At 66.8% G+C, this 17,072-nt stretch carries 15 protein-coding genes; 5 read left to right on the forward strand and 10 right to left on the reverse strand.

What is annotated here, in order from left to right; genetic code table 11:
• Window positions 1-64: 64 nt before the first annotated feature.
• The 5 genes from C7401_RS06170 to C7401_RS06190 form a co-directional block, all read right to left on the reverse strand.
• Window positions 65-1,309 carry an acyl-CoA dehydrogenase family protein gene (locus C7401_RS06170; protein ID WP_112170472.1) on the reverse strand — a complete coding sequence of 415 codons (1,245 nt, stop codon included), beginning with the start codon at window positions 1,307-1,309 and terminating at the stop codon, window positions 65-67.
• 34 nt (window positions 1,310-1,343) lie between these two features.
• Window positions 1,344-2,111 carry an SDR family oxidoreductase gene (locus C7401_RS06175; RefSeq protein ID WP_112170708.1) on the reverse strand — a complete coding sequence of 256 codons (768 nt, stop codon included), beginning with the start codon at window positions 2,109-2,111 and terminating at the stop codon, window positions 1,344-1,346.
• A 43-nt stretch (window positions 2,112-2,154) separates the two neighbouring features.
• Window positions 2,155-3,171: a phosphotransferase gene (locus C7401_RS06180; protein ID WP_112170473.1), complete on the reverse strand. Its 1,017-nt coding sequence runs from the start codon at window positions 3,169-3,171 to the stop codon at window positions 2,155-2,157.
• 26 nt (window positions 3,172-3,197) lie between these two features.
• Window positions 3,198-3,872 (reverse strand): histidine phosphatase family protein, encoded by a 675-nt coding sequence (locus tag C7401_RS06185; protein WP_112170474.1) that lies wholly within the window; start codon window positions 3,870-3,872, stop codon window positions 3,198-3,200.
• Between the two features lie 98 nt (window positions 3,873-3,970).
• Window positions 3,971-4,870 carry a LysR family transcriptional regulator gene (locus C7401_RS06190; protein ID WP_112170475.1) on the reverse strand — a complete coding sequence of 300 codons (900 nt, stop codon included), beginning with the start codon at window positions 4,868-4,870 and terminating at the stop codon, window positions 3,971-3,973.
• Window positions 4,871-5,007: 137 nt separating this feature from the next.
• Between C7401_RS06190 and C7401_RS06195 the strand changes: the two genes are divergently transcribed.
• Entirely contained in the window at window positions 5,008-6,405 is a 1,398-nt protein-coding gene (locus C7401_RS06195) for an MDR family MFS transporter (RefSeq protein ID WP_112170476.1), read from the forward strand.
• Between the two features lie 48 nt (window positions 6,406-6,453).
• On the forward strand, window positions 6,454-7,449 hold the full coding sequence (locus C7401_RS06200; RefSeq protein ID WP_112170477.1) for a GlxA family transcriptional regulator: 996 nt from the start codon (window positions 6,454-6,456) through the stop codon (window positions 7,447-7,449).
• Between the two features lie 8 nt (window positions 7,450-7,457).
• Here C7401_RS06200 and C7401_RS06205 read toward each other — a convergent pair whose 3' ends face one another.
• Window positions 7,458-8,033: a c-type cytochrome gene (locus C7401_RS06205; protein WP_112170478.1), complete on the reverse strand. Its 576-nt coding sequence runs from the start codon at window positions 8,031-8,033 to the stop codon at window positions 7,458-7,460.
• Between the two features lie 104 nt (window positions 8,034-8,137).
• Window positions 8,138-9,091: a GlxA family transcriptional regulator gene (locus C7401_RS06210; protein ID WP_112170479.1), complete on the reverse strand. Its 954-nt coding sequence runs from the start codon at window positions 9,089-9,091 to the stop codon at window positions 8,138-8,140.
• A gap of 143 nt (window positions 9,092-9,234) precedes the next feature.
• On the opposite strand from C7401_RS06210, the gene C7401_RS06215 reads away from it, so the two are divergent.
• The 3 genes from C7401_RS06215 (at window position 9,235) to C7401_RS06225 (ending at window position 12,290) form a co-directional block, all read left to right on the forward strand.
• On the forward strand, window positions 9,235-10,038 hold the full coding sequence (locus C7401_RS06215) for an SDR family NAD(P)-dependent oxidoreductase (protein ID WP_112170480.1): 804 nt from the start codon (window positions 9,235-9,237) through the stop codon (window positions 10,036-10,038).
• A 41-nt stretch (window positions 10,039-10,079) separates the two neighbouring features.
• Window positions 10,080-10,841, forward strand: a complete 762-nt coding sequence (locus C7401_RS06220; RefSeq protein ID WP_112170481.1) for an SDR family oxidoreductase — start codon at window positions 10,080-10,082, stop codon at window positions 10,839-10,841.
• 159 nt (window positions 10,842-11,000) lie between these two features.
• Window positions 11,001-12,290, forward strand: a complete 1,290-nt coding sequence (locus C7401_RS06225; protein WP_112170482.1) for an ABC transporter substrate-binding protein — start codon at window positions 11,001-11,003, stop codon at window positions 12,288-12,290.
• A 67-nt stretch (window positions 12,291-12,357) separates the two neighbouring features.
• On the opposite strand, the gene C7401_RS06230 is transcribed toward C7401_RS06225, so the two are convergent.
• Genes C7401_RS06230 through C7401_RS06240 form a run of 3 tightly spaced genes read right to left on the reverse strand, consistent with a single transcriptional unit; the run spans window position 12,358 to window position 16,920 of the window.
• A complete protein-coding gene (locus C7401_RS06230; RefSeq protein ID WP_309251986.1) occupies window positions 12,358-14,004 on the reverse strand; it encodes a methyl-accepting chemotaxis protein in 1,647 nt (548 codons plus the stop codon).
• Between the two features lie 22 nt (window positions 14,005-14,026).
• Window positions 14,027-14,326: a hypothetical protein gene (locus C7401_RS06235; RefSeq protein WP_112170483.1), complete on the reverse strand. Its 300-nt coding sequence runs from the start codon at window positions 14,324-14,326 to the stop codon at window positions 14,027-14,029.
• 47 nt (window positions 14,327-14,373) lie between these two features.
• Window positions 14,374-16,920 (reverse strand): EAL domain-containing protein, encoded by a 2,547-nt coding sequence (locus C7401_RS06240; protein WP_112170484.1) that lies wholly within the window; start codon window positions 16,918-16,920, stop codon window positions 14,374-14,376.
• Between the last annotated feature and the right edge of the window lie 152 nt (window positions 16,921-17,072).

Genomic DNA, 17,072 nt, shown 5'->3' on the forward strand with positions numbered 1-17,072 from the left:
AACGGCGCACGCAGGCCGCTAGCCCGCGTGCGCCGTTGCCGCTGCACGTAAACCCTGCCATGTATTACCGGGCCGCAGCAAGGTAAGGATTGTCACGGCCCGGCTCGTGCGGCCGCGCCTTGATCTCCATGCGCGCAATGCTCTGAAGATGCACCTCGTCGGGACCATCGGCGAAGCGCAGCGCGCGGCCCCAGGTCCAGCTGTCCGCGAGCGGCGTATCGGGGCTCAGGCCCATCGCGCCGAACACCTGGATGGCGCGCTCGCACACGGCCGTATGCACGCTGGGAACGAGCGCCTTGATCATCGCGATCTCCTTGCGCGCCGCCTTCGCACCCACGTTATCGATCATCCACGCGGCCTTCAGCACGAGGAGCCTCGCCTGATCGATTTCAATGCGCGACCGGGCAACCCCCTCCGCAACCGAGCCATGCTCGTAGAGCTTCTTGCCGAACGCCGTGCGCGCCTGGGCGCGTTCGATCATCAGTTCGAGCGCGAGTTCGGCCGCGCCGATGGAGCGCATGCAGTGGTGAATGCGCCCTGGCCCCAGGCGCGCCTGAGCGAGTTCGAAGCCGCTGCCTTCCTCGCCGAGCAGATTCGAGCGCGGCACACGCACGCCCTTGAACTCGATCTCGCAGTGGCCCTCCGGCGCCGTGTGATTGACCACGGTGATATTGCGGATCACCTTGACACCCGGCGTGTCGCGCGGCACGAGGATCATGCTCTGCTGACGATGGCTCGGCGCCTGCGTATCCGTCTTGCCCATCACGATAAAGATTTCGCAGTGCGGGTGCGCGGCGTTCGTGATGAACCATTTGCGGCCGTCGATCACATAGTCGTCGCCATCCAGGCGAATCGACGTGGTGATGTTGGTCGCGTCCGACGAAGCCACCGCGGGCTCCGTCATCGCGAAGGCCGAGCGGATCTTGCCTTCGAGGAGCGGTTCGAGCCAGCGCTTGCGCTGCGCGGGGGTCGCGAACATATGCAGCAGTTCCATATTGCCCGTGTCCGGCGCGTTGCAGTTGAACACTTCGGAGGCCCAGGCAACGCGCCCCATGATCTCGGCAAGCGGGGCATAGTCCAGGTTGGTCAGCCGCGTCCCCGGTTCGTCGTCATGCAGATGCGGCAGGAACAGGTTCCAGAGTCCCTCCGCGCGCGCCTTGTCCTTGAGTTCCTCCATGAACGAAACCGGATACTGGCCGGCGCTCACCTCCTCGTGCCATTGGCGCATGCGCGGCACGATATGCGTTTCCATGAACGCGCTCAACTGGGCGCGCAGCGCTTCCACTTTGGGGCTATAGGCGAAGTCCATCGTGCTCTTCCTTCAAACGTGATAGAGGGGATTCTCAGATCGTCAGGCCGCCGTCAACGACAATGCACTCGCCGTTGGTATAGCTCGACGCGTCGGACACGAGGTACAGCACCGTGCCCGCCATCTCGCGAGGCTCGGCGTGGCGGCGCAGCGGAATCTGGGCCATCCAGCTTTGGTACAGCGCCTCGTCCTCGAACAAGGCTCCGGCGAATTTCGTTTTGGTGAGGCCTGGCAGCAAGGCGTTCACGCGGATGCCGAGCGGCCCGCACTCCTTGGCGAACGCCCGCGTCATATTGACGACGGCGGCCTTCGTGATCGAGTAGATGCCCTGCCTGTCGCCGGGTTGCAGCGCGTTGACGGACGCGGTGTTGACAATCGCGCCGCCGCCGTGCTCGCGCATCAACTTTCCCGCCTCCACCGACATGAAAAAGTAGCCGCGCAAATTGACTTCCACGGTCTTTTCGAAGGACGTGAGATCGGTGTCGAGAATGTGACCGAAATACGGATTCGCCGCCGCGTTGTTCACGAGAATATCGAGCCGCCCGTGGCGCGCGCGCACATGCTCGAAGATCGCGTGAATGTCGTCGAGACGGCCCACGTGGCACGCATGCGCCTCGGCGCTGCCGCCTGCCTCCCGGATGGCGTTCGCCACGGCTTCGCAGTCTTCGCGCTTGCGGCTAGACACGATCACATGGGCGCCTTGCTGCGCGAGCAACCGGGCAATCTCCTCGCCAATGCCACGGCTCGCACCCGTGACCAGCGCGACTTTTCCGTCAAGATCGAATAAATCAGTAGTCCCCATCATTCCTCCGATATGTCTCGTTTCGCGTATCGCTCGCGCGGCTTCAGATCAACTCGACACCCATGGCCGCCAGCGCACCCGCCATTTCACCGACCTGGCGCGCCTTGTCGTTCGACGCATTGCCGCCGAGCGCCCGCTTTTTCACCCCCTGGGCGATGGCCGCCAGCCGGAAGAAACTGAAAGCCAGGTAAAAATGCCAGTTCTCGATGGCGCCGATTCCGCGCAAGCGGCAATATTGTTCGACGATCGCGGCCTCATCCGGCACGCCGAGCGCCGCGCGATCCAGCCCCGCCAGCCCGACGATATGACCTTTGGGGGGCAACCTCAGGCACATGCAGAAGTACGCCAGGTCGGCCAGCGGATTGCCGAGCGTGGAGAGTTCCCAATCGAGTACGGCACGCACCTGCGGCGTGCCCCGGTGAAAGATCAGGTTGTCGATGCGGAAGTCGCCATGCACCAGCGCGGGCTTGCCCGCCTCGGCCGGACAGTGCGCGGGCAGCCACGCGATCAGCGCTTCCATGGCGGCAAGCTCATCCGTTTGCGCCGCGCGGTATTGCCTCGTCCAGACATCGATCTGGCGTGCGAAGTAATTGCCGGCGCGTCCATAGTCCGCGAGACCGACGGCCTCGACATCCACGTCGTGCAGCGCCGCCATCGTGCCGATCAGCGCGTCGTACACGGCGGCGCGACCGCCGGCGGGCAACGAGGGCAAGGCCGGGTCCCAGTGGATCTCGCCTTCTTCGAAGCTCATCACGTAGAACAGACTGCCGATCACGTCGCGGTCTTCGCAAAGGTGCAAGGCGCGGGCGACCGGAACGGGCGTGCCGCTCAGCGCGCTCAGCACGCGAAATTCGCGGTCCACGGCATGCGCGGACTTGAGCAGCGCGCCAGGCGGCTGACGCCGCAGCACATAGCGGCCGCTTTGTGCTTCGATGAGAAACGTCGGGTTCGATTGGCCGCCCGCGAACTTCTCGACGGACATGGGTCCCTGAAAGCCGGCCACGTGGGCCGCCAGATAACGCGTGAGGGCTTCGACGTCGAATTCAAGAGTGCTATTCATGTTGGCTGCGGATACCAGGAATCGAATCAACCGTAGGTGACGAGTTCGCGCCTTTCGGCCCGTTCGAGATGGGGCAACGCGTTGAAGCTGACCAGTGACATCGCGTTTTCGTTGAACACGTACTGGCTCACGCTGCTGTTGCGAATCTGCATGTTGAGCGCGATAGCCGCGGCGGCGGGCGCCTGGAGCACCTGCTGTGCGGTCACGGCAATCGGCCCACCCGAACTCACCACCAGCACCCGCTTGCCGCCCATGCGCGCGATGGCGAGGCGTGCGCGCTCCACGCGCGCCTGGAACTGCGCCCAGGTCTCGGGAACGCGGCCCGGCAGGCGATCTTCGGACCACAGGTGCAGCACCTGCTTGAGGCCCTTGTAGAAGTGTTTCATCGAGCTTTCGGCCGCGAGGCCCGGCGCGGCGTCGCTCTCGCCGAGCGCCGAAAACAGGGCGCGAAAGTCGTATTCGTTCAGGTCGGCGTCCTGCACGATCTGCGCGGGCTGGCCGCCCATGGCGGTGAGCATGGCGTCGGCGGTTTGCGCGTGCCTGCGCATCGTGCCCGTGACGATGCGATCGAACGTCAGATTCGCCTGCGCGAAGTATTCGCCGAGCCAGCGCGACTGCATGCGGCCCGAAGATGAAAGCTCGTCGTAGTTTTCAGCGCCGAAAGACGCCTGGCCGTGCCGCACCAGATAGAGTTCCGCCATGCCATCCTCACTGGAATATGGCTGGAACGATACCGGGCGCCAAGGCATTCAGGAAATTGATTCTCGTGATACCTTGCCATAACGAACAGTGACACCCCCTACTGCCGCGTCTTGCGCATGAGGCGGCCGATCTGTTCGCGCAGCCAGCGGTGCGCGGGGTCGGCGGAAACGCTGCGATGCCAGTAGCCGTGCGTCTCCAGATCGGGCAGCGCGAACGGCAGCGCCAGGATGCGCGCGTCGTAGCGCTTGAGCAGCATGAGCGGCGCCGTCAGCATGAGGTCGGTGCGCATGGCGATCAAGGGCGCGACCAGATAATGTTGAACGCGCGTCTGGATGGTGCGCCGCACGCCCAGCTTGTTGAGTTCCGTATCGACGAGGCCGGGCCCCTGGCGGCGGCTCGACACGTGAATATGGCCGAAGCGCAGGTAGTCGTCGATCGTCAGCTTCTTCTTCGCGAACGGATGGTCCTGGCGCAGCATGCACGCGTAACGGTCGCGGCCGAGCGGCTCCTGTTCGAGATAGGGGTCGTCGATCAGGGGCGCGTCGATCGCGAGGTGGACCGCGCCGCTCGCGAGCGCTTCGGGCACGTCGCGGCGCGTCGTGAAGTAGCTCTCGATGCGAATGCCGGGCGCGTGGCGCTGGAGCACTTCTTCGAGCGCGGGAAGCAGCAATGCTTCGGTCAGGTCGTTCATGCTGAGCCGGAAGGTGCGCTGCGACGCCGCCGGATCGAAGCGCTCGCCCGCATGCGTGCTCGAATCGAGCAGTTGCAGCGCCTCGCGCACCCGCACGATGATGTTCTCCGAAACGGGGGTCGGCATCATGCCCGCCGGCGTGCTCACGAACAGCGGATCGTCGAAGGTCTTGCGCATGCGCGCGAGCGCATTGCTCACGGCGGGCTGCGTGATGAACAGCAGTTCCGCCGCGCGCGTGAGGTTGCGCGTTCGATACACGGCTTCGAACACGATGAAGAGATTCAGATCGATCCTGGACAGACGCATGGCTTGAGATTCCCCTGGCCGCGTGGAATGGCGTACGGCTGCGGGTCATTATCAACTTGAGTAGAATTGGCGACAATATCCGCCTGAAGGCCACGTCGGCGCATGCCCGCTCTGGCTGTCACCAAGGAACACGCCTGATGCCGCACCGCCTCGAACGCCGCACCGCTGTCGCCTTCCTTGTGGCCGCAACGTTCTTCATGGAGAACCTCGACGCCACGGTCATCACCACCTCGTTGCCCGTCATGGCGCGCGACTTCCACACCGCCCCCGCCTACCTCTCGATCGGCGTCTCCGCGTACCTGGTCGCGCTCACCATGTTCATTCCCGTGAGCGGGTGGCTGGCCGAGCGCTTTGGCGCGCGGCGCGTGTTCGCCTCGGCTATCACGGTGTTCACCGTCGCTTCGCTGCTGTGCGCGCTCAGCACGGGGTTGTTCGCCTTCACGGCGGCGCGTGTGCTGCAAGGACTGGGCGGCGCGATGATGGTGCCGGTGGGCCGGCTGGTGGTGCTGCGCGACACGCCCAAGCACGAGATCGTGCGCGCCATCGCCATTCTCACGTGGCCCGCGCTCGTCGCACCCATACTCGGGCCGCCGCTGGGCGGCTGGATTAGCACGCACTGGAGCTGGCCCTGGATCTTCCTGCTCAATCTGCCGCTCGGCGTGGCCGCGTTCGCCGCCGCGCTGTGCCTCATGCGCGACACCGAGCGGCAGGCGCGCCGCTTCGACACGTCCGGCTTCGTGCTCAGCGGCCTGGGCTTCGCGTGCCTGATGAGCGGCATCGAGATGGCAAGCCGCGCCGACGTGAGCGTGCCAGTATCGGCCGGCACGTGCGCGGCGGGCGTCGCGCTGCTCGCCGCCGCCATCGCGCACTTGCGCCGCGCGCCGCACCCGCTGTTCGATCTCGCGCCGCTGAAAATCACGACGTTTCGCGTTACCGTGTTCGGCGGCTCGCTGTTTCGCACCGCCATCAGCACCGCGCCGTTCCTGCTGCCGCTGATGTTCCAGGTGGCGTTCGGGTGGAGCGCGGTGGCGTCAGGCGCGCTCCTGCTGTGGCTGTTCGCGGGCAATCTGTGCATGAAACCGGGCACCACGTGGATCATGCAGCGCTTCGGCTTTCGCACCGTGCTCGTCGTCAACGGCACGCTGGTCGCGCTCGGCTTCGCGGGTTTCACGCTGCTCGGCCCGGATACACCGCGCGTGGCGGTGGCGGCCTTGCTGTTCTTCAGCGGCCTCACCCGCTCGATGCAATTCACCGCGCTGAACACGATCGGTTTCGCCGACGTCCCCCAACCGCAGATGCGCGACGCGACCACGCTGTTCTCGGTGCTGCAACAAATGAACGGCGGCATGGGCATCGCCGTGGGCGCGCTCGCGCTTTCCGTGGCCGAAGCGCTGCGCGGCACGCACGCGGGCACGGCGGGCGCGGCCGACTTTCATCTCGCGTTCTGGATGATCACCGCGCTCGCGGCACTGGGCGTGGTGGACAGCGTCCTGCTGCCGCGCAGCGCCGGCGCGCATATTCTGGCGCGGCGCTAGCATGCTACGCACCGCCCCCACCCGCAACCGCGCGCGCCCTCCACACCGATGCTCAGCGTAGCCCTCCTCGTGTTCCCCGGCGTGCAGGCGCTCGACGTGTTCGGGCCCACCGACGTTTTTTCGGAGGCCAACCGCTTCCTGCCGCCCGAATCCCACTATCGGCTGGAACTGATCGCGACCACGCACGGCGCGATCCCCTGCTCCAGCGGCGTGCGTATCGCCGCGGACCGCCATTTCGGGGATGCCCTCGACCACTACGATCTGCTGCTCGCGGCGGGCGGCCCCTCGCTCGTGGATCAAGCGCTGCCGGACGACGTGCACGCGTGGCTGCGCGAGGCCAGCGGGCGCGCACGGCGCTTCGGGGCCATCTGCAACGGCTCGCTCACGCTCGGGCGGGCGGGGCTGCTCGAAAACCGCACCGTGACGACACACTGGAACGACGCGGGCGCGCTCGCGGCCATGTGTCCGGGCACGAACGTCGAATACGACCGCATCTTCATTCAGGACGGCAACCTCTATACCTCGGCGGGCGTGACGGCGGGCATCGATCTTTCGCTGTATCTGCTCGCGCAGGATCACGGCCCCGAGGTCGCGCTGAACGTGGCGCGCCGGCTCGTGGTGTTCGTGCAGCGCGCGGGCGGCCAGTCGCAGTTCAGCCCGTATCTCACGCCCTATGCCGAAGCGTCGTCGCCCATTGCCCAGGTGCAGCAATATGTGCTCGGGCATCTGGACGAGGACTTGAGCGTGGACGTGCTGGCGTCCGTCGCCAGAATGAGCAAGCGTAATTTCGCGCGCATCTTCGTGCGCGACACCAACGTGACGCCCGCTGAATTCGTCGAGAGCGCACGCATCGACGCGGCGCGCGTGATGCTCGAAAACAGCGCGCTGCCGCTCAAGACCGTGGCGTTCCGCTGCGGCATGCGGGACGCCGACCATCTGCGCGTGGCCTTCCGGCGCAAGCTAGGCACCACGCCGCAACAATACCGGAGCCACTTCGGCGCAATCACCGCGAAAACCGGCCGCAACGCGAAAGCCGATTCGTAACCGCGCCTTCAATGCGCGCCAGCCGCCGCTGCGCCGTGTGAAACGTTGCCAACGCCGGGCGCGCTCACCAGCCGGTCATAGTCGGTTTTCGACAGGCCTCGCTTCGCGTAAAGAAACGCGGCGACCTGCCAGAGCGTCTGATCCGACTGCGTCTTGCCGAACGACGGCATTGCGGTCATGTTCACGCCGTGCTTGATGACCCAGAACATCAGCGCGGGGTTGTTGCGGCGGCTCGCCGCCAGCAGCGCGGGCGCGGCGGGTTGAATGCCTGCGCCCACCGCGCTCAGCGGCCGGTCCGGCGCGCCGTGGCAAAGCGCGCAATTCGCGTCATACGTGTGGGCGCCCGCGCGAATGTTGTCGAGCGACATCAGGTCGGCGGGCGGCGCGTCGTGGCCGCCGTAGTGATGCAGCGAGGCTTCGTAGGTCGAATGCAGCATCTTCGCGACGAGCGGATTGTCTTTCGCGCTTGCGGAAACGTCGTAAAGCCCGGCATGCAGCCAGGCGAACGCGGCGCCTGCGGGCAACACGAGCAACGCCGCCGCCGTTCCGATAACGGTGGCGAGACGCGAATGAGTGGAGGGCATGATGTTCCTCGCAGGAGTTCGGAGCCCTCTTATTCTTGATCGTCGTTGCTTGCCGGAAAGTGTCGCGCAGATTACGAGTTTGATAACTGCCGTGGTCGCGCCAGCTAGCCCGCCGCGCGCGCGTCGCGGCGCACCGCCTGCGGCGGCACGCCGAAGCCGCGCACGAACGCCTCGCGCATGTGCCGCCGGTCCCGAAACCCGGTTTCGCGCGCCACTACGTCGAGCGGATGCGTGCTTTGTTCGATCATGAGCCGCGCCGCCTCGAGGCGCAGGCCCTCCACGGCGCGCGCGGGCGACTGCCCCGTCTCGGCCGTGAACACGCGGCTGAACTGGCGCGGGCTCAGGTGCACGGCCTCGGCAAGCTGCTCCACGGTGAGCGCGCGATTGAGGTTGCGGCGCGCGTAGTCGAGCGCGGTCTGGATGCGGTCGGACTTCGGCGCGAGCGCGAGCATTTCGGAATGTTGCGACTGGCCGCCCGAGCGGCGCTGGTACATGACGAGCTTGTGCGCCACGGAGCGCGCCACCTCCGCGCCCAGATCGCGCTCGACCATGGCGAGCGCGAGATCGAGACCCGCCGTCATGCCCGCCGACGTCCAGATCGGCCCGTCGACGATATAGATGCGGTCGTCCTCCACCTGCACGCCGGGAAAGCGCTGCTGTAACTCGCGCGCGTAGAACCAGTGCGTGGTCGCGCGGCGGCCGTCGAGCAGCCCCGCCTCGGCCAGCACGAAGCCGCCCGTGCAGATGCCCGCCACGCGGCGCGCGCGGCCGCCCGCGCGGCGCAGGAACGCGAGCGTTTCCTTGGGCGCCCCCACGCTGAGCGGGTCGTTCACGCCCGCCACGATCCAGGTGTCCACGCGGCTGCGCGCGGGCGCAGGCGCGCGCCGCGTCCCCACGCTCATGGCGAGCGACGAGCGCACGTCGCCACCCGCCACCGAATAGTTTTCGATCGCGTAGAACGGCGTGCCCGCCACGACGTTGGCATATTCGAAAACGCTTTGCGTGGCGATGGCCATGACCTGAAAGCCGTCGCCCAGCAGGTAGCCGATGCGGTGCATGTCCTTCTCCCGTCACTGCATGTCCTAAAACACGACCCTATACGTCATTTGCGCCGCCGTCAATCGCGCCCAGAATGCACTCACGACAACGCCGCTCCGGCGTTCTTCAACCACCCGCCCCTTTTGTGGCAAGGAGTGCAGTCATGACCCAGCAAACGCATCGCGGCACGGCGCTCATCACCGGCGCGTCATCCGGCATCGGCGCCGTGTACGCCGCGCAACTCGCCCGCCTCGGCTACGACCTCGTGCTCGTCGCGCGCAATCGCGAGCGGCTCGCGAAGCTCGCCGAGCGCATCACCAACGAAACGCAGCGCGACGTGGAAGTGCTCGCGGCCGACCTCAACGCGCGCGGCGACCTCGCAGCCGTCGAAGCACGCCTGCGCGACGACGCGAGCCTCACGCTGCTCGTGAACAACGCGGGCATCGGCACGCATACGCCGCTCGTCGAAAGCGACGTGGAGCACATGACGCGCATGATCGATCTGAACGTCACCGCGCTCACGCGGCTCACCTACGCGGCCGTGCCCGGTTTCGTCGCGCGCGGCCAGGGCGCCATCATCAATATCGCTTCCATCGTGAGCGTCGCGCCCGAGATCCTCAACGGCGTGTATGGCGGCACCAAGGCGTTCGTGCTCGCGTTCAGCCAGTCGCTGCAACACGAACTGGCCGCGAAGGGTATCCGCGTGCAGGCGGTGCTGCCCGGCGCGACCGCCACCGACTTCTGGGAAACGGGCGGTCTGCCGCTCGAACATCTCGACAGTGCGATTGTCATGTCCGCCGAGGACCTGGTGAGCGCCGCCCTCACCGGCTTCGAGCGTGGCGAAACCGTGACGATTCCTTCGCTGCACGACGTGGAGCAATGGAATGCGTTCGAAACCGCCCGCCGCGCGATGTCCACGCAGCTTTCCAGCAATACGCCCGCGCCGCGCTATCGCGTCGCACAGTAACTTCGCATGACTGATGTTTTCTAACTTCTGTAACACACATCATGAAAATCACCGGCAATACGATCTTCATCACGGGCGGCACATCCGGCATCGGCCTCGGGCTCGCGCAGGCGTTTCACCGGCGCGGCAATAAGGTGATCGTCGCGGGACGCCGCCGCGCGCTGCTCGACACCATCGCGCGCGAGCATCCCGGCATCGACACCGTCGTGCTCGACATCACCAACGCGGACGATATCCGGCGCGTCGCCAACGAGGTGATCGCACGGCATCCGTCGCTGAACGTGGTCATCAACAACGCGGGCATCATGCCGTTCGACGATGCGAGCGGCCCGCTAGACGATGCAGCGGCCGTGCGTCTCGTGGAGACCAACCTGCTCGGCCCGGTGCGCGTGAGCGCCGCTTTCGTCGAGCATCTGAAAAGCCGGCGCGAAGCGACGATCATCAACAACAGCTCGGTGCTCGCGTTCGTGCCGCTCGCGCAAACGGCGCTCTATTCGGCGACCAAGGCCGCGATTCACTCGTACACGCTCTCGCAGCGCTTCATGCTGCGCAATACTAGCGTGCGCGTGCTGGAAATCGCGCCGCCCTGGGTGGACACCGACCTCGTGCACAAGAGCGGCGACCCGCGCGCCATGCCGCTCGACGCCTTCATCGCCGAAACCATGACCGCGCTCGAAACCGCGAGCACCGAAGTGCTCGTGGACGCGGCGCGGCCATTGCGCGACAACGCGGGTCCGAACGAGCATGCCTTCGTGGCGCAATTCAACCAGATGCTCGAAGCCGCGCCCATTCCGGTGGCGTGAGCGGACGCAATGCAGGGTTCCTCCTGGTGGGCGGCGTTCGTGTGACCGCTAACATGCAACGCGGGATAATCCACGGCTTCGTGCGCGGCGCTCATGCGCCCGCCCGCAGCCGTTCAAGAACAACCCGGCGCCCCGCGCCGCGCCCTACCGGAGACTGCCATGCGTTCCCATCGAGTTACGTCCCACACTTTGCGCTGTACGCCGCGCGCCCTGTTGACGGCAAGCGCGGCCGCCGCGCTCGCCGTGGCCGCCACGGCGGCCCCCGCCGCGCAGGTCGAGGTGCTCCACTACTGGACCTCGGGCGGCGAAGCGAAGTCGGCGCAGGTGCTCAAGCAGATGCTGGAGAAAAAGGGCGATACGTGGGTCGATTTCGCGGTAGCGGGCGGCGGCGGCGGCAATGCCATGACGGCGCTGAAAACGCGCGTGGTGGCGGGCAACCCGCCCGCGGCCGCGCAGATCAAGGGCCCGGCGATTCAGCAATGGGGCGACGAAGGCGTGCTGCTGCCGATCGACGACGTCGCGAAGCAGGACAACTGGGATCACGTGCTGCCGCCCGAAATCGCGACGATCATGAAGTACAAAGGCGCGTTCGTGGGCGCACCGGTGAACGTGCACCGCGTGAACTGGCTGTGGATCAATGCGGACGCGCTCAAGAAGGTCAACGCGCAGCCACCCGCCACGTGGGACGACTTCTTCAAGGTCGCCGACGCGCTGAAGAAAGCCGGCATCACGCCGGTGGCGATCGGCGGCCAGCCGTGGCAGGAGGCCGAAACGTTCGAGACCGTCGCGCTCGGCGTGGGCGGCCCCGACTTCTACAAGAAGGCCTTCGTGCAACTCGACCCGGCCACGCTCAAGGGCCCGACGATGGTGAAGGCGCTCGAAACCTTCCGCCGCATCAAGCCCTATACCGACGACGCCCAGACCGGCCGCGACTGGAACCTCGCCACGGCGATGGTCATCAACGGCAAAGCCGCGATGCAATTCATGGGCGACTGGGCCAAGGGCGAGTTCACGGTGGCGGGCAAAGCGCCGGGCAAGGACTATCTGTGCGTGGCGGCGCCGGGCTCGGGCAAGGCGTACACGTTCAACGTGGACAGCTTTGTGTTCTTCAAGGTGAAGACGCCGGGCGTGGAGAAGGGGCAAAAAGACATGGCGAGCCTCCTGATGAGCCCGCAGTTCCAGGAGACCTTCAACCTCAACAAGGGCTCCATCCCCGTGCGCCAGGACCTCGATCTCTCGAAGTTCGACGCCTGCGCGAAGAAGTCGTCGGCTGACTTCAAGGCGGCGGGCGCGGAGGGCGCGCTCGTGCCTTCATGGGCGCATGACATGCTCGTCACGCCCGCCGTGGAAGGCGCGTTCTACGACGTGATCGGCAAGTTCTGGAGCGACCCTGCCATGTCGGCGCAGGAGGCCGCGAACAAGCTCGCCGCCGCGGCGAAAACCGACTGAGTGGACTGAGGCGCGCGCGTGATCGGCTGCGCGCGCCTCACGGACTGCCTCACGTACTTCAAGTAGTTCAGGCGGCCGCCGGCATGGCGTGCGCAGACAGCATGCCCTCATTGCGCGCCGCTTCCACACTCTGCTGCGCCACCGCTTGAGCCGCCAGCGCTTCGCTCACGCGGAACGTCGCGACGGCCTCGGCCATCTGGCTCGCCTGCTGCTCCAGCGACTCGGCCGCCGCCGCCGCCTCTTCCACGAGCGCCGCGTTCTGCTGCGTCACCTGATCCATCTGACTCACGGCGGTCTCGACCTGCTCGATGCCCGCGCTCTGCTCCTCGGTTGCCGAGGCGATCTCCTTCATGAGCGCCGACACCTTGTCCACGGAGGAAACGATCTCGGCCATCGTCGCGCCCGCATCGCCCACGAGCGCGCGGCCGTTGCGCACGTCGTGCACCGAGGCGTCGATGAGCGACTTGATCTCGCGTGCGGCCGCCGCGCTGCGTTGCGCGAGCATGCGCACCTCGCCCGCCACCACGGCGAAGCCGCGCCCCTGCTCGCCCGCGCGCGCGGCCTCGACCGAGGCGTTGAGCGCGAGAATGTTGGTCTGAAACGCGATGCCGTCGATGATGCCCGTGATGTCCGCGATCTTGCCCGAGCTGCGGCTGATCACCTCCATCGTTTCGATCACCTGCTCCACCACGCGGCCGCCGCGCTGGGCGACTTCGGCCGCGCCCGTCGCGAGCGCGCTTGCGTCGTTGGCGTGCTGCGCGTTCTGGCGCACGCTCGACGTGAGCTGCTCCATGCTCGACGCCGTCTGCTCAAGCGACGCCGACTGCTGCTCGGTGCGGCTCGACAGATCGAGATTGCCGGCCGCGATTTCTCGCGCACCCGTGTTGATCGCGTCGCAACTCGTGCGCACGCTGTGCACCGTGTGGCTCAGGCCGCCCTGCATGCGCCGCATCGCGCCGAGCAACTGGCCAATTTCGTTGCGCCCGCCACCTTCTATCGGTACCGAGAGGTCATTCGCCGCGATCTGGTTCAGCACGTTCACGGCCTGGGCAAGCGGCGCGCTCACGAGGCGGCGCAGCGCCAGATGCGTGGCGACGACGAGCGCCAGCGCGCCGAACAGCCCCACGGCCACCATCGCCATCACCCAGTCGTGCTCGCGTGCGCCCTGGTCGAGCGCGGCGCGCGTGGCCGCGTCGGCATTGGCGCGCAACGTAGACACGGCCGCCGAGAAGCGCGTGTTCGCCTGCGTCACGTCGCCGGCCGCGAGTGCGGCGTAGGCCGCCGTGTCGCCGCCCTGGAGCGCCGCGGCCGAGCGTTGCAGCGAGTCCGTGAGCGCGGCCCACGCGCCGAGCAACGCGTCGCGTTGCACGGCCGCCTGCGCATCGAACGGCGCGCTCTCGCGCAGCGCGGCGCCGTGCTTCGCGCCCTGCTCGAAGAGATCGTGCGCGTCCTGCTGCGCCGCCTCGCGCGCGCTCGCATCGCTGTTTTCCTTCGCGGCCTGATAGCCGCGCGCGAGCGCCGCTTGCGCGAGCGCCGCGTCTTCGCGCAACGCGAGCGCGAGCGCGTCCTGGCGCGCGACTTCATGAATGAAGCGCGCGGAGTCGTCGGCGCGGCCGATCATCAGCACGCCCACGGCGGCGCCCACCACCAGCATCGCCGCGAACGTGCACAGCACGAGCAGCAGCCCTTTTCGAATCGTCAGATTGCTCATCATCGCGTGTTCGCGCCTCGGCGCCTCAGTGTGATCCGGCGGGCTCGCCGCCAAGCCTCGCCAGCAGCACGTTCGCCTGTTCGATCAGCGTGGTGCGGTACTCGCCGGGCAGCCGCACATCGTCGGCCACGGCCATCGCCTCGCCCAGTTGCGCGCGAAACGCCTGGATCGTGCGCTCGATCTGCGGCGTGGACAGTTGCGGCAGCACCGCTTCGACGAACTTCGTCATCACGACCACGCTCGCGCCGAAGCGCGAGATGGCCTTGCCATGGGCGCTCACTAGCGCGGTCATCGAATGCAGCAGCATCTCGTCGTTGGTCGTCACGGGATTCTCCAGATACTTCGGCTAAAGGGGAAAAGTCAGGACGGCCTTCAGCCGGCCTCGCACAGATCGAACGCACGCGGCATCAACTCGGCCGGCGCGGGACGCGCGAGCAGGAAGCCTTGCGCGCGGTCGCAGCCGATCTCGCGCAGGAACGCCAGTTGCCGTGGCGTCTCGACACCCTCGGCCACGACGGTCACGCCGAGCGAGCGCGCCATCGCCACGATCGCGCGCACGATCGAGCGGTCGCGCGCCGCGCTTCGCTCGACGCTCGGCTGCGGCATGCCCGCCTGCGGCGCGGCCATCTCCGCGAGGAACGAGCGGTCCACCTTGAGCGTGTCGACCGGCAGGGACTGCAAATACTTGAACGACGAATAGCCGGTGCCGAAGTCGTCGATCGCGAGGCTGATGCCGCGCGTCGCCAGTTCGTGCAGCAGCGCTTCGATGCCGCCGCGACCGGTCATCATCGCCATGCTCTCCACGAGTTCGAGTTGCAAACGCGTGGCCGGCAGGCCCGTTTCGCTGAGGATGGTCGTGAGTTGATGCAGGAAGCCGTCGTGCAGGCACTGCCGCGCGGAAAGATTCACGCTCATGCGGCCGAAGTCGAAACCCTCGTCCAGCCACTCGCGCGCCTGGCGGCAGGCCTCGCGCAGCACCCACGCGCCCATCGGCACGATCAGTGAGGATTCCTCGGCAATCGGAATGAACTGGTCGGGCGGCACGAGGCCGCGGCGCGGATGCTGCCAGCGCACCAGCGCCTCGATATTGACGAGCGCCCCGCTCGACACGTCGAACTCGGGCTGGTAATGCAGCACGAGCTCGTCCGCTTCCAGCGCATGATGCAACTCGCTTTCGAGCACGATGCGCTCCATCGCCGATGACGTCATCGGCGCGGCGAAGAAGCGGAAATTGTTCTTGCCCGCGTCCTTGGCTTCGTACATCGCGCGGTCGGCCTGCATGAGCAACTGGCGCGGGTCGCGCGCGTCGTCCGGATACATGCTGATGCCGATGCTTGGCGTAACGAACAGCAACTGCTCGCCGATATGCATCGCCGCGCCCACGCGCACGAGCAACCCTTGCGCGATCTGGCCGACGTGGCGAATGTCCTCGATATCCTCGATGAGCAGCGTGAACTCGTCGCCGCCCAGACGCGCGACCGTATCGGTTTCGCGCACCGCCTCGCGCAAGCGCGTGGCGATCACGGTGAGCGCTTCGTCACCCACGCCGTGGCCCATCGTGTCGTTGATGAGCTTGAAGCGGTCGAGGTCGAGGAACATCACCGCCACGCGCTTGCCCGAGCGGCGCGCACGCGCGAGCGAGAGCGAGAGCCGTTCGGTGAAGAGCGTGCGGTTGGGCAGACCCGTCAAGGCGTCGTGGGTCGCGAGATAGCTCAGGCGCTCCTCGGTCTCGCGGCGCTGCGTGATGTCGGCGAAGATCGCCGCATAGTGCGTGCAGCGCCCGCCCGGGTCGCAGATGCTGGAAATCGTCAGGAATTCCAGGTAAAGCGTGCCGTCCTTGCGGCGATTCCAGATTTCGCCCTTCCAGTGGCCGTTTTGCTGGAGGCTGCGCCACAGCGCGCCATAGAAGCCGGGGCCCTGGCGGCCCGAACTGAGCAGGCGCGCGTTGCGCCCGACCGCCTCTTGCTGCGTATAGCCGGTCAAACGCGTGAAGGCGGGATTCACGCGCTCGATGGTGCCGTCGAGGTCGGTGATCATCACGCCGTCGAGCGTCGACTCCACCACCTGATCGGCAAGACGCAGATTCGCGCGCGAGGCAAGCAGCGCGTCGTCGCGCTCGCGCAGCGCGACCTGCAACTCGCGCACGAATTCGTCTTCGATGTCGTGCAGGATATGCGAGAGGTCGAGCAGGCCCGCAAGACGCCCGTCTTCGCCGATCACGCCCACATGGCGCATGCGGTGCTCGACGAGATACTGACGCGCGGCATAGAGGCTTTGCGAATGCGCGAGCGAGCGCAGCGGCCGGCTCGCGCGTGCGCCCACCGCGCCGTCGAGCGCGCCCGCGGCGGCGAAGCGCACCACGTCGCGCTCGGTCACGATGCCGTAGTCGCCTTCCGGATAGCTCACGACGAGCGCGCTCAACCGGCGCGCGCGCATGCGTTGCATGGCGTCGTGCATCGGCGTGCGTGCATCGACCACGAGCGGCATCGCCGCGTTCACGGAACCGACCGTCTTGAGCCGCAGGAAGCACTCGAGCCCCTGGTTCATCACGAGGTCGGTTTGCGTGACGATGCCGAGCGAGCGGCCCGCCGCATCCACGACGAGGCAATGACGGATGCCCTCGCGCTTGAAGCGCAGCGCGGCGTCGCGCAGACGCGTGCTGGCCGGCAGCGCACGCACGGGATGGCTCATCGCGAGACGGATGGGCCGCGCGAGCGCGGCGGCGTCGTCGCCCAGCGCGAGCGCGTCGTGCTCGGTCCAGATGCCGATCGGCCGGCCCATTTCAGTAATCACTATGGCGCTGTAGCGCCGCTCGGCCATCATGCGTGCCGCTTCGCGAATTGGCACGTCGGGTCCGCACGCGAGCGGCGGTCCCGAAAGAAGCTGACCGATTTCCAGGTCTAGCGTGTGGTGTTGCATGTTGCGCCCCGAACCGCACTGCTTGTCTTTATGAGATAGGCAGACGCTAACAGCCGGTGCAGGGCAATCACATGATTTAAATCAAGTTACTTGTAGGACATGGTTGTGCAAACGTTTGCAACACGGATAGCACGATCGGTCAAAAATGCACT

The sequence above is a fragment of the Paraburkholderia unamae genome, assembly GCF_003268775.1.
GTDB lineage: Bacteria > Pseudomonadota > Gammaproteobacteria > Burkholderiales > Burkholderiaceae > Paraburkholderia > Paraburkholderia unamae.